Here is a 12,732-nt window from a genome sequence, read left to right as displayed (position 1 = left end):
CTATTATACTGCGTTTCTGATTGCCATTCATTTTTCCCGGCTTTAGTAACCAAATACTTTGTAAAATCTTCTACTGAAATACCAATCAAAGCAATGCAACTGGTGTAAAAACCAAATTCATAAAGAGCTTCAGCTTCCTTCAATAATTTCACGAAATCGCTATTATCATCAAAGAATAAAATTTCCTCTATTTCCCATTTCCGTTCAATGATTTCATCGAGATTATTATCCAACCATTTTTTCACTATTTCTGAATATGCCTTTTTATCCCTTTGAATATAAGCCATTTGCTCATTAGTTTGAACTAATTTATAGTTGAATTTATTAAAATCAAAATACATAATAAGCACTCCATTCTTATGTAGTTATTAGGATATTCCCCTAAAATTACTTTCGCATATTTTTGTACCTACGGACATGGCAAAAGTATGGCGAATCAAAAAAGCCACCATCACAAGGCAGCATTATTATGTATTATTTTATTGATTTACACGAACATCCCATCAGTGGTAGTTCTTTGAATAGTAGCAAGTAGACAAAAAAATAGGCTTATCTTTTGCTTTTGCAAAAGCTTCATCATTCCACGCATACCAATTAACATGGCTATAAGCGTGTTGAAGTAGATATGGACAATTTTCATTTATGAGAGACTATTGGCTACTTTATCAGTATTAGGCACAGGCATCACTTCCTATCAAATTAAATTTGATTTAGTATACCCAAGTTTTCGAAAAATAAAGAAACCTCACAGAAATAAGTGAGGTTTAGGATAAAAATTTATTTACTTTCAATATGTAGAAAATGCTTATACTATACTTGTCCATTGTCTACAACTACCGGTGGCTTGTACTACCTTTCAAGCGAGCTATAAACTTTCAATTTCGCACTACCTTTTCTGCGGGGCTAGTGCCGCCGTTGTGCCAAACCGCTCGTTATAGGCAGTGCTTCGTCCATAGAGTTTGATTTTTTTATATCATTTATGGGGTAACCAATTCCGCTATTTTAGCCGCAACATCTGCCATTGAATCTTCAATAGTACTTAAGCCACTTCGTGAGCCAAGTAACGGACTAACTTCACGTAAATCCTCATAAGTCGTATTATGAACAATAGGGACAAGCAAATCACGAGCTAGCAAAGCTGAAAGTTCTTTATCTGCAATTCCTTCGCCCTTAACACGTTTAAGAAATGAAGGTGTAACCAATACAATACCGACACGAGATTTTGCCAACCCTTTATCAATTTCACGAAGTAAAGATGAACCCAAAAGAACATCCTTTTCACTAAACCAGATAGTTACACCTTTTGATTCAAGTAAATCGTGTAATTCCTTAGCTGCGTCTTTACGGTCATCCCAAGCGTGACAAAGAAAAACATCTCGTAAATCTGGTGATTTTGAACGTTCCTCAACATTTTCACGCACAGGAGTAAGTGTTCGAATTTCCGCAGGAGTATATAAAATAGTAGAACCAACTGAAGACCAACGTGCTTTTGTCCTAGTTTGTCCGCCACCACTACTACGACTTGTAGAACTGTTTGATAATGAAGAATGTGGTGAAGAATACGAGTTGTAACCTCCATAACTACCTCTATAACTACCTCCACACGCTGGGCAGTTTTCTCTTGCACTTGCCGTGCGATGACCGTGAACTGGTGCTGTACATCTTGCCATATTTTTATTCCCCCTATATTTTTTAAGAGAACTTTATCTGTCTGTATGTTATTATATGAATATTTTACCACAAATCGTAACATAACCAACTGTTAAGATGTACAATAATTAGCTAATAAAAATAAACGTATCAAATAAAATGTCATGTGTTTCTTAAACCTTTAATTTTTTCCACTTGTAAGAAGTCTATATCAATCCGTAACATTTTCTATAAAGCCCCTGTTTTCATTAATTTACATTGGGTGTAGTAACTAGATTGCCACCAATGGCAAGTGGAATATCCGACAGATAAGAAAATCGGCTTGTTCTCGGCTTGAGCTTTGGTAAAAGCCTCTTCTCCCCAGGGGAACCAGTGCACGGGGTTGTATGCGTGTTGTAGAAGGTAGGGTGATTTTTCGTGTATTAGTATATTGGTTGCATTGTGGGTTGTCATGGGGCTATCCCTCATTTCGGCTGATTTTGGGTAAAGTACATCTAGGGTTAGTCTACCCAATTTGGCGGGAGAAGTCTCAAGGAATACAAAAAGGTAACTCCATGTGAGATGGGATACCATGCAAAAAAAGAAAACGCGGTACAAAGTTTACTTTGGCCAATAAGTGAATTACATTCATATTCCTTATATATGTATTGAAGGGTAGACTCTATTTAAAGTAAAATATTCCAGTAGATACTAATATAAAGGGGATCTGATGATGAAAGACAAAGTTAAAGGTTTGATATTAGGTATTGCTATAGGAACTATTTTTACAGGAACGACCATTTTCGCTGATTATGGCTCAAAGCAAACGGTATGGTATAAGCCCATTAACTTTTTTATGAATGGTGAACGAAAGCTCACTGAAGATATATTGATTGTAAATGGCACTTCATATGTTCCATTGAAAACAGTAGCTAAAGTTGCTAATGTCCCTTTGACTGCTGACTTTGACCGCTACAACATTTATCTTGGTAGTGTTCCTACGAATAAAGGAGTTTCTGTTGCCCAAGCTATTCAAAAAGTTAAGAGTACATACGGAAGCAAAATACCTAAAGGTTATCGTGTTGAATTGGATAATATTGATGAAGCGGGGAACTATAGTATACACGTTTATGAGGTAGTTATAGATAATAAAGTTACAGGTGAAGGTCATACTGCCACTTTTTACTGGTACACTGTGGACAAATATACTGGCACAATCTCGGCAATGTTTGATTACTGATTATACAAAAACAAAACCACTCCCGCCCCTCGGAGTGGTTTCTTACTCTCTTTGTTTAGATCTTACTTTAAAGTTCTTCATTGCCCCCATTCCTTTCGAAATATATTTTACAAGTCGTATCTCCGATGCTCTGTATAATGCCGAATACGATTCTCTAATATGTTTAAGGTTTCTTCGATATTAACTCCATCATCATACTGAAGAATCTCAATATAATGATGCACAATCCCTGAACCCAACAATAAATTAACACTATTGTCTTTAACATGACCCCTATGACGTAAACGTTGAATAGACGCTATAATTGATTGCTCGTCTAGTCTCATATCTTTTAACTCTTTTGATTTCTCTTGTATGTTCGTTAAGTTTACTTGTAGTTTATTCTGGAAATGAAGTTTTAACATACAAAGCGTTACTAAAGCATCTATTCTATTATCTTCCATCATCGTAGCCCCTTAAATGAGTCAAATAATGCTGACTTTTGCAATATTCTTTCCTGCCCAAAGATTAAACTATAATCTGTTCGAGCAATTGACCAAGGGAACCAGTTCACCGGGTTATGTGCATGTTGCAGCAGATATGGCGACTTCTCCTTGGCTAATCTATTGGGTACTTAGGTTTAACCAATTTGATAATTTCCACTTTTTCTACAATGTCATTGTACTTTCATCCATAAAGCATTCTGCCGATCATCTGGACTTGATAATACTATCATTCCAGATTGATGACCTTCAGGAATTAAAAATCCAACCCAACCGTTGAAGGGTTTTCCTCCTGATACGCTGGGCGAATATTTGGAGAACATAAAAGAAGGAGTTCTCTTTTGAGTTACCGAGTCAATATACTCAAACCTATAATTATCTATTGAAAACGATGCCCCGGATTTTTCAGATGCTAAGATTTCAAGGTTCAGTTTTACAAGAACATAGCTATAACCGCTTGGGGCAGGTTCTTTTTTCTCCTGAAGAATTTTCAATGCATCCTTTCCTGTGCTCGTTTCTTCGATGGAGACTGAACCAATGAATTTATCAAAATTTTGATTCATTTCAAAATATGCTTTTGAACCGGAAGGTAATGGATTGGACTCAGTATACCCGCCGTACATGCTTATGTCTCTTCTCAAAATACTAATTGTATTCAACTCAGGCATGACGTGGTATGACCCTCCCAAACCTTCAATAACTGTGCGCAAAGGTACATAGGTCACTCCATCAATGACCTTTGCTTCTCCTTTAATATCAGCCCCGTTTACCCTTAAAGAGTATCCGGCAGTGGCCGCATAGACCGTAATGGATAGACATACTACTGAAAACATACCGAGAAAACTTAAAAGCATTAACTTTTTGTTCACTATTGACACACTCCTTTACCTATCCTCATTCTCTAAAAAATAGACCGATCATTATTTACCTTCGTTTCACAGATTCGCTATCTCCATTTAACACCTCAATCATCATCAATGCCCCCATTCTATAGCCTTGGATAAACGATAAGGCTGATTGCAAAGAGTTCGAATCACTTTGTAGATCGATCAGCTTTTCGACTTGTTCAAAATCTTCTTCAGAAAATTGCTCTTTGAGCATTTGTAAGGATTCGGTAATTTTCTGATTGATCTTCTGGAACTCCGGATCGCTTGGCTTAACCAACTCATTCGGGCGCAACCTGCCATAATAAAAATCCTCCAAAATGATTCATTAGGCCTCCTTTCGCAGACTAACAATCTTTCCATGCATAAATTTTATGCGAAAACCGCATAAATATCAATATGCAATTTTCGCATAAAGTAAACTTGGCTTGGGTGATGAGCATTGTATAAGAGAATCCGTGACTTACGCGAAGACAAAGACCTGACACAACAACAAATGGCTGAGCTTTTACATATCACACAAGCCACTTATTCCCGCTATGAGAATGGAAATTTGGATGTCCCGAGCGCTGTTTTAATTACTCTAGCCAATTTCCATAAAGTAAGCATCGACTATATTCTAGGTCAGACAGACAACCCCAAGCGTTATCCTGGTAAAAAAGAATAATCCGCAGCAAAAACAAGCTCTTGTGACGAACCACAGGAGCTTGTTTCATGTTACTGCCACCACATCTCACCGAATGCCTGATTGATTGTGAAGATCACTTCACTTTAATAATGATTTACTCGAACATCTCATCGCTGACTGAATGGAAAATCGGCTTGTTAACAATACTAATTGGTGCTGAAGACCTCCCCGCTACCTCTTCCAATGTCATACCAGCCTCACAATGTCTCTTGATTACCACATTCATCGGTTCTCCTAATTCTATAATATATTTATGTGGGTCATATACTCTAACTACTCTTTGTCCCCAAGGCTGTTCAAATATGTCATGTTGAATAGCCGAACGACAGGTGGATCGGCTTGTTTTCAGACTGTGCTTTGGCAAAAGCCTCTTCTCCACCTGGATACCAGCCTACGGGATTGTGGGCATGCTGCAAAAGCTACAGGGATTTTCTATACTCACCATGTTTTAGTCAATAAAATCCTCCACTGCGGTGCAAAGTAAATTTTCTTACATATTATAGGGTAAAACCTTCGATGAAAGGAAATTTATATATGGAGTATTTCGACATGCTGTCCAAATTAGGTATTGGTAGTGCTCATCCTGGAGGATTTTCTGCAACCTTGAAGCAGTTTGAACATTATCCCCTACCCACTAGCTCCAGAATTCTTGAAATTGGTTGTGGCACAGGTAGAACATCTTGTTATTTAGCTGCTCAGGGTCATGATGTAGTAGGTATAGATATTCGCCCAGATATGATTGTAAAAGCAAAAAAGCGGGCTGAAAAAGAGAAGGTAACCTTGAAATTCCTGGAAGGAGACGCACTTTCACTGCCCTTTCCTAACGAATCATTTGATGTGATTCTTGTCGAGTCTGTATCCATCTTCACCGATACAAGGAAGGCATTCTCGGAATACTACAGAGTTTTGCGGTCTGGAGGCCAACTTTTTGACAGAGAAATGACCCAACGAAAACCCATGTCTGCTGAAATCAACCAAGAAATCACTAATTTTTACCACGTTGATAAGCTATGGGACATTAAGGAGTGGTTAGCTTTAGTACAAATCATAGGATTTAATCGTTCAAAGATAGAGGGTCCCTACCGGTTTCCTAAAACAAGTCTGGATTTGTTGGAGCAACCTGACGCTCATCAACAAATTGATGAAGGTTCCTTTCTTGACCCCTCCATTTGGGAAGTAATCAGTAAGTACAACAGTATAATGGACAGTTATGCAGAATATATCGGATTTATTCTTGTGATTGGAACTAAATAAGCTTGTTGTTCACCATGCTACAAAAAAGAACAAAAGCCTAGCAATATAGGCTCTTGTTCATGCTTCATGCGCTTCATAGGCTTTATTACTAAACAAAGAAACCAGCAGATAAAATGATTACCAACAAAATATAAAGAACCAAAATTGCAGCCGTAGAAGTAAATCCGTGACAAACTTCAGGATATCCCATTGATTTCCCCTCCTCCTTCTTTTCTAACACAGGATATGCGCCGTCCGTTCTGAATGTATGGATTATAACCCAATTATCATGGAGGAATATATATGTCTGATTTGAACCGACAAAAATTTACCGTGAAATACATTCCGCCTGCCACTTCACTGCAACCTCATTCTGCTGATCCGCAATATAAGCAAAAGGTTTACTTTGGGACTCCACACCAATATTCAAACCAAATATACCCAGACCGAGGGTATGGTAACTTGGCTCTTTCCAGAAACATTACTTTGCTGGATATAAAGCAAGCCGATGTAAATGGGGACAGAACGCTTGATAACATATATTTATTCGGCAATAAACCAGAAGGAACTGGAGACTTTGCTGATCAAATCACACTTGCGATCCAAGATGGACATTCTAACATAACTACAACGGTAAATCTTCAATACAATGCTGGATATAATGCCAGACTTTTTCTGGGGGATTTTTCCAAAGATGGCGTAGCGGATATTTTAATAAGTATTGATTCTGGAGGAAGCGGCGGATATGGCATCTTCTATGTGTATTCCTTTAAGGATAACCATCTACAAGAAATGTTTAATGTTGAAAAATACAATACTGAATATAAATTCAATGTATATTATGAGGATTTTTACAAGGTAAGCATAGGGAATCCCCAATTAAACGTGCTATTCACCATAGACATTAGCTATAAGGGCGTAGAATATTTATCACAATACTACAACGAAGATGGCAAACTAAAAAAACCCGTAAAAGGAGAGGTTCTTGCTTTAGGTGCGTTATATCCCATTGTTACAAACACAAAAAGTAATAGTTATGATTTACTCGCGATTCAACGAATTATCGGCACTACTAATTCGGATACATTAGGGTATGTAGAAAATATTTTAACATGGGAAGGTACTCGATTTATTTCAACAAGATTGTTAGTAGCCATACTTGGTACCAATTTAATTGCCCTTTATTGATCAATTTTATGATGAGGTAGTTCTTCAGTAACTACGATTGATAACATGCAGCATCACCACTGTTCGGTGGGATTTGGGTAAAGTATTGCTAAGTTACACATAAAAGCGACCATGCACGGAGCATAGTCGCTTTTATAATTTCGAGTATTGCTATTGTCCAGGGCCTGATTGGAGTAAGAGAATTAAGCAAAGTAAGCGAATGAAGCGGTGGCCTTTATTGTAAACTCAAATCGCGTCTGCCTGCTAATGCTAGCTTCTAAGAGCGTATAAATAATTACTGGTTTATAGCAAACACACCAACTTGCTCTTCGAACTGTCCCATCCACAGTTCTCCGTTGCCAACCATAACACCTTTCGAATTAATAAATACTTTATCGAGTTTTTGAGCTAATAACGCCTTCTTGACTTTAGCAGTCATGATTTTGTCATATTTTGCAATAAAATCTTTCTTGGTTTTGATTTCTATGGTTTTTCCCTTATTATTCACTTTCAATGGGTACAGCATCAAATGGGCGACGTCAGATTTTTTCCCTGCTTTAACGTATTTCTGCAGCAAACTGAAGTTATGCTCAAATACGACTGGATTTTTGATGCCTGCTATTTCATATGGATTGTTAGTGATATTAACCGCAATAACTCCAAGTTTATGGTTTCGTTCACCCATCCACAAATCTCCATCTCCAACCATAACTCCTTGATAGTTCACAAACAGGTTATCAACTTTTTGAGCTAGCAGCATGTCACGTACAAGAGAAGTGAAGATGCGATCGTATTTCTTAATAACTCAACTTTCGCACCTAGAAAACTGGCTTAAACCCTTGAGCACGTAAGGAGAATTCAGTGAATTTACTCGGATTGACAAAAAAACACCTCGCTTGTTTGGTATCACGGAAGTGTCGAGCTTCATGCCAACAAGAAAGGTGCGTAACCCTATGTTACAACAACTTTCCCTGTCTGAACAGTCTCGCTTTTCCAAACTTTTTGCCACGCTTCACATTGGAAAATCGTTGCGGCAAGCGGGCATTTCCAAATCTTTCGGTCTGCCCAGTCTAGCCATTTTTCAAATCGTGTTCTCTTTGGTTTTCGAAGGGAAGAACTGGTTTCGCCTTCTGGAAAGCGACCGCGGAGCAAATCTTCCCGGCAAGGATGTCATTTATCGGTTCTTGAACCAAGCTTCTTTTGCGTGGCGGCGCTTTTTACAGGCTTTAAGTCTTCGCATCGTACGCCATTTTGAATCGCTTATTTCGCCACATCGGGTACGTGTGTTCATTATCGACGATTCGGTTTTGAGCCGAAACCGGAGTAAAAAGACAGAGTAACAGTTTCATTATTTTAAATTCTCATCACCAGTTTTTTACTCCACGATCCTCTTCTTCTTAATCAAAACAGCACCCGCCACTGCCCCAATAAGCAAAAAGATGGCAATAAGCAAACTCACATCTTTCATCCCAGCGTTGAAAGCACTAAACACAATATTCTTAACATCTTCATAAGCTGGCATTTGTTTGAATGCTTCTGCTTGCTTACTATCAAAAATTTGTGAGCCGGCAAAAGCTCCGGCTTTATGAAAAACATCCAGCATTTGATTTTTCAATTCGGGATCGATATTTTGAATCTCCATAATAGGTTTATCCAATAAGCTGTTATATCCTTCCGTCAACTTAATGCCCAGCATGACCACACCAAATGAAATGCCTACTTGCCGGAACACGTTTAGAATACCTGAAGCCATACCCACATGTTTTTTATCAACAGCACTCATTGCCACATTTGAGATTGGCGGATTTACCAGCCCATTACTAATTCCTAAAAGGACAAACCCGGGCATTAAATAGCTCCATGCAAAAGGAACTTTGATCATGTGACGAATCACAAGGATCCCTATTGCCCCAATCAATAATGCACCGCTAATCAACCAACGATTGCCGATTTTCCCGGAAATCATACCAGCCAAAGGCCCTAATATCAAGGTAAAACCGCTGATCAGCAGCATTTTAACTCCAGTTTCATACGCAGAGTAGCCCATATAATTTTGCATAAGAATGGTTAGGTACGTGAACCCGCCATACAAACCGGCTCCCAACATAAAAGCCGCAATATTGGCGCCGTTAAATGACCGATTTCTAAAAATAGATAATTCGATCATGGGTTGTTTAACCGTTCTTTCCGTCATAATAAAAGCAATTAATAGAATGATCGATAACCCTAACAAACTTAAAATATGCCAATCCGTCCACAAATATTTGTCATTCATTTCTTTTTGAATGAGGGCGAATATTATAGTGAAAATCAATACAGTGCTTAAAACAAATCCTAAAAAATCAATTTTTTCATTTCGATTTCTTTTACTTTCCTGAATGAAGAATATTCCAAATAGGATTGCCAAAATGCCAAAAGGGATATTAACCAGGAAGATGGACCGCCAACCCATACTGTCGACTAAAATACCGCCGATAAGTGGCCCCCCTGAAATAGCAAGACCAACCGCACTACTCCAAATCCCTAGTGCAAGACCTCTTTGCTTCTCAGGAAATGATGATGTAAGAATGGTTAGTGATAAGGACATCATTGCTGCTCCGCCAATACCTTGGAAACCCCGGAAAATGTTCAACCAAAGATCACTGCCTGCTAAACCACTTGCAAGGGAACCTATCACAAAGATGCCTAATCCCAATAAAAACACCTTATTACGCCCGATAATATCACCTAATTTCGAGACTGGTAGTAACATCGCAGCATACACTAAAGTATAAGCATTCAATACCCATTGCAGATTTGAAAAATCGGATGCAAAATTCTTTTGAATCTCCGGTAATGCTACATTCACAATTGTAATGTCCAGCATTGCCATAAATACTGCTAAACTGACTGTGATCAGAACCCACCATTTTCTAGTAGACTGTTCCAAAATAAAATCGCTTCCTCTCGTGTTTGTGTGCACACAAATGCACATATATAATAAAATGAAAAGCACCCTGCTATTGCAAATTCATGAGTGCTTTCATATTATTCGTTGTCTCTTCAAAAGTATCGACAATGAATTTTTTATTTGCTTTGTAGTAGACCTCCCGGCCTTCTTTCCTTCTCTGCACAATTTTAAATCGGTTCATAAAATCCAGATGGCGGGAAATCACTGAACGATTCTGTGGAAAATACTCTGCTATTTCTCCAATCGTCATTTCCCCATTACCGGAAAGGAATATCAACAATTCACTTCGAACCGGGTCGAAAATCGCTCTAAAAAAATCAATATCAATATTGTCTTCAATCAATTTCTTACATTTATCCGGATCATGATTGAATCCCATAACCTCACCGCCTGATTCCATTATATGCATCCGTGCGCACATGTCAATATGTCAGCGGTGCGTAACACCAATTACTGGTTTATAGCAAACACACCAACTTGCTCTCCGAACTGTCCCATCCATAGCTCTCCGTTGCCAACCATAACACCTTTCGAATTAATAAATACTTTATCGAGTTTTTGCGCTAATAACGCCTTCTTAACTTTAGCAGTCATGATTTTGTCATATTTTGCAATAAAATCTTTTTTGTTTTTGATTTCCATGGTTTTCCCCTTATTGTTGACTTTCAATGGGTACACCATCAAATTGGCGACCTCAGATTTTTTCCCTTCTTTAACGTGTTTCTGTAGCAAACTGAAGTTATGCTCAAATACGACTGGATTTGTGATGCCTGCTATTTCATATGGATTGTTAGTGATATTAACCGCAATAACTCCAAGTTTATGGTTTCGTTCACCCATCCACAAATCTCCATCTCCAACCATAACTCCTTGATAGTTCACAAACAGGTTATCGACTTTTTGAGCTAGCAGAATGTCACGTACAAGAGAAGTGAAGATGCGATTGTATTTCTTAATAAATTCATCCTTGTTATAAATAACATACGTTTTGTTGTCTTTGTTTAAATTCATAGGATATGAGATCAAATCTGCCACTTCTGCAGGTTTGTTATCCTTAACTGCTTTTTGTAGTTTGGCAAAATAAGCCGTGAATTCTGCAGGATTGTCTATTCCAGCAACCTCATAAGGATTGTTGCTACCTGAACTCATTACATAAGCAGGGGCTGAAGTATTTGTACCTTGCTCCGCCCAGGCTTGACCGAAAAATGCTGTTATAACTATGGAGAAACTCAAAATAATTGCGGCTTTTTTTATGCTAGTGCTTGTCATCATTGTTTCCTCCAAATTTAATTTATACTCCGAGTATATAACTAGGATGAGTACGACAAGTGTACAAAACTTAATTATTCACGGAATTTTTGTAGCAGCTTCTATACCTAATTGGTAATACTACGAAGTATCGATGAGAGGTTGCCTACTAAGCCTTTCTTGAGCAATCATCTAATATTACTTTAAGTTTTAATGCCTTTTTATTAGTGGGTTCTATTTCAAGTATTCTTTCTATCCAGTTTATTGATTCAATATAGTTTCTGAGCTTGTAATGCACCCTACTAAGTTCAAAATACAACTCCATATCAAATCCTTTATGGTTAAATAGCCTCTCCAAATATTCTAAGGCTGCATAATAATTACTATCTTGAATATTCATCAATCCAAGGTTCCATAAAACATCTTCATGATATGGATTTTGTTCAAGAAGCTTATTACACTCTAATTTGGCCTCTTCACGTTGACCTAACCTCCAAAGTACTCTTCCATAATTTAGTCTTGTTTCTTCTTGATCGTTATTAATACTTAAAGATTCTTCATAAGCTTCCTTTGCTTGTACTAAATTATTGATACGTTCGAAATATACGCCAAGGTAAATGAACGTATCTTCTGATTGATTGTTTACTTTAATTGCTCGAATAAATTGTTCATAAGCTTCAGTAAAACTTCCTTGCTTTAAGTATACACGCCCTATATTTGTAATTGGTTGCTCCCAAGTTGGCTCCATCTTACTAAGCCTAATGAACCAATCTAACGCCGCTTCATAATTTTCGACCATTAACTCGCAGCATCCTAAATAATTCATTGAGTCGGTAACATCAACATTGTTTGTATATGATTGTAAAAAGCAACTATACGCTTCCTTATACTCACTCACTGCATATAGATCTTCTCCTTGTTCATACAAAGACATAATAATCCTCCTCGGAAATTCATTCATTTAGTATCGCAATGTTTATAGCTAACATTCTTGTATTCACGAATGCCCACTGGCTTAAGGGGCCCCCCGGGTCAGACGGACTTAGCCAGTACAGGGTTGCCTGCTGACCCCGTTTCCTCGAAAACCTCTGCTGACCAAGAGCTGTACAGCCTGCAGCGTGAATACGTTGTTATATGAAGGAACTGACTTCTTCAGTATACATACAAGTCAATTGTTCAATCACTTTTATAACTCTTTTCTAAATCTTTGA

17 protein-coding genes and 3 pseudogenes are annotated in these 12,732 nt (G+C 37.9%); 5 read left to right on the top strand and 15 right to left on the bottom strand.

Going from position 1 to position 12,732, the window contains the following annotated elements:
- The 4 genes and pseudogenes from A3849_RS22590 to A3849_RS22575 form a co-directional block, all read right to left on the bottom strand.
- Window positions 1–341: hypothetical protein (locus tag A3849_RS22590; protein WP_143191880.1), on the bottom strand; the 341-nt coding region annotated here is incomplete at its 3' end.
- Window positions 342–503: 162 nt separating this feature from the next.
- Complete coding sequence (locus tag A3849_RS22585; RefSeq protein ID WP_074113425.1) at window positions 504–644, bottom strand: DUF255 domain-containing protein; 141 nt, start codon at window positions 642–644, stop codon at window positions 504–506.
- Between the two features lie 333 nt (window positions 645–977).
- A complete protein-coding gene (locus A3849_RS22580) occupies window positions 978–1,670 on the bottom strand; it encodes a toll/interleukin-1 receptor domain-containing protein (RefSeq protein ID WP_074109507.1) in 693 nt (230 codons plus the stop codon).
- A gap of 262 nt (window positions 1,671–1,932) precedes the next feature.
- Window positions 1,933–2,103: pseudogene (locus A3849_RS22575) on the bottom strand (DUF255 domain-containing protein); the annotation flags it as partial.
- 259 nt (window positions 2,104–2,362) lie between these two features.
- On the opposite strand from A3849_RS22575, the gene A3849_RS22570 reads away from it, so the two are divergent.
- On the top strand, window positions 2,363–2,869 hold the full coding sequence (locus tag A3849_RS22570) for a PepSY domain-containing protein (RefSeq protein WP_074113420.1): 507 nt from the start codon (window positions 2,363–2,365) through the stop codon (window positions 2,867–2,869).
- Window positions 2,870–2,976: 107 nt separating this feature from the next.
- Here the strand turns inward: A3849_RS22570 and A3849_RS22565 are convergent, their stop codons facing one another.
- The 4 genes and pseudogenes from A3849_RS22565 to A3849_RS22550 all read right to left on the bottom strand — a co-directional run bounded on the left by A3849_RS22565 (window position 2,977) and on the right by A3849_RS22550 (window position 4,554).
- On the bottom strand, window positions 2,977–3,312 hold the full coding sequence (locus tag A3849_RS22565) for a hypothetical protein (protein WP_074113419.1): 336 nt from the start codon (window positions 3,310–3,312) through the stop codon (window positions 2,977–2,979).
- A gap of 92 nt (window positions 3,313–3,404) precedes the next feature.
- Window positions 3,405–3,479, bottom strand: a pseudogene (locus tag A3849_RS34020) (DUF255 domain-containing protein); the annotation flags it as partial.
- 45 nt (window positions 3,480–3,524) lie between these two features.
- Entirely contained in the window at window positions 3,525–4,220 is a 696-nt protein-coding gene (locus tag A3849_RS22555; protein WP_074113417.1) for a hypothetical protein, read from the bottom strand.
- 55 nt (window positions 4,221–4,275) lie between these two features.
- The gene (locus tag A3849_RS22550) at window positions 4,276–4,554 is read right to left on the bottom strand and encodes a DUF6809 family protein (protein ID WP_256700886.1); all 279 of its coding nucleotides are present in this window, start codon (window positions 4,552–4,554) and stop codon (window positions 4,276–4,278) included.
- 123 nt (window positions 4,555–4,677) lie between these two features.
- On the opposite strand from A3849_RS22550, the gene A3849_RS22545 reads away from it, so the two are divergent.
- On the top strand, window positions 4,678–4,902 hold the full coding sequence (locus A3849_RS22545) for a helix-turn-helix domain-containing protein (RefSeq protein WP_074100956.1): 225 nt from the start codon (window positions 4,678–4,680) through the stop codon (window positions 4,900–4,902).
- A 115-nt stretch (window positions 4,903–5,017) separates the two neighbouring features.
- Here A3849_RS22545 and A3849_RS34015 read toward each other — a convergent pair whose 3' ends face one another.
- Window positions 5,018–5,227, bottom strand: a complete 210-nt coding sequence (locus A3849_RS34015; protein WP_372237788.1) for a VOC family protein — start codon at window positions 5,225–5,227, stop codon at window positions 5,018–5,020.
- Between the two features lies 1 nt (window position 5,228).
- On the bottom strand, window positions 5,229–5,339 hold the full coding sequence (locus tag A3849_RS33375; RefSeq protein WP_372237787.1) for a DUF255 domain-containing protein: 111 nt from the start codon (window positions 5,337–5,339) through the stop codon (window positions 5,229–5,231).
- A gap of 133 nt (window positions 5,340–5,472) precedes the next feature.
- On the opposite strand from A3849_RS33375, the gene A3849_RS22530 reads away from it, so the two are divergent.
- Window positions 5,473–6,177, top strand: a complete 705-nt coding sequence (locus A3849_RS22530; RefSeq protein WP_218619257.1) for a class I SAM-dependent methyltransferase — start codon at window positions 5,473–5,475, stop codon at window positions 6,175–6,177.
- Between the two features lie 282 nt (window positions 6,178–6,459).
- On the top strand, window positions 6,460–7,344 hold the full coding sequence (locus A3849_RS22525) for a VCBS repeat-containing protein (RefSeq protein ID WP_256700885.1): 885 nt from the start codon (window positions 6,460–6,462) through the stop codon (window positions 7,342–7,344).
- Window positions 7,345–7,618: 274 nt separating this feature from the next.
- On the opposite strand, the gene A3849_RS22520 is transcribed toward A3849_RS22525, so the two are convergent.
- Complete coding sequence (locus A3849_RS22520; RefSeq protein WP_256700884.1) at window positions 7,619–8,008, bottom strand: hypothetical protein; 390 nt, start codon at window positions 8,006–8,008, stop codon at window positions 7,619–7,621.
- Window positions 8,009–8,276: 268 nt separating this feature from the next.
- Between A3849_RS22520 and A3849_RS22515 the strand changes: the two are divergent.
- Window positions 8,277–8,660, top strand: a pseudogene (locus A3849_RS22515) (IS4 family transposase); the annotation flags it as partial.
- A 38-nt stretch (window positions 8,661–8,698) separates the two neighbouring features.
- On the opposite strand, the gene A3849_RS22510 reads toward A3849_RS22515, so the two are convergent.
- From A3849_RS22510 to A3849_RS22495, 4 genes are all read right to left on the bottom strand, one after another.
- Window positions 8,699–10,252 carry an MFS transporter gene (locus A3849_RS22510; RefSeq protein ID WP_074113413.1) on the bottom strand — a complete coding sequence of 518 codons (1,554 nt, stop codon included), beginning with the start codon at window positions 10,250–10,252 and terminating at the stop codon, window positions 8,699–8,701.
- Between the two features lie 70 nt (window positions 10,253–10,322).
- Window positions 10,323–10,673, bottom strand: coding sequence for an ArsR/SmtB family transcription factor (locus A3849_RS22505; protein ID WP_256700882.1), 351 nt, complete (start codon window positions 10,671–10,673; stop codon window positions 10,323–10,325).
- A gap of 50 nt (window positions 10,674–10,723) precedes the next feature.
- Window positions 10,724–11,545: a hypothetical protein gene (locus A3849_RS22500; RefSeq protein WP_256700881.1), complete on the bottom strand. Its 822-nt coding sequence runs from the start codon at window positions 11,543–11,545 to the stop codon at window positions 10,724–10,726.
- 145 nt (window positions 11,546–11,690) lie between these two features.
- On the bottom strand, window positions 11,691–12,455 hold the full coding sequence (locus A3849_RS22495) for a tetratricopeptide repeat protein (protein ID WP_074113411.1): 765 nt from the start codon (window positions 12,453–12,455) through the stop codon (window positions 11,691–11,693).
- Window positions 12,456–12,732: the final 277 nt, after the last annotated feature.

This window comes from Paenibacillus sp. P46E, assembly GCF_001909095.1.
In the GTDB taxonomy this organism is placed as follows: Bacteria; Bacillota; Bacilli; order Paenibacillales; family Paenibacillaceae; genus Paenibacillus_AQ; species Paenibacillus_AQ helianthi.
The sequence above is the reverse complement of the archived record's forward strand: the minus strand, read 5'-3'. Positions and strand labels throughout refer to the sequence as shown.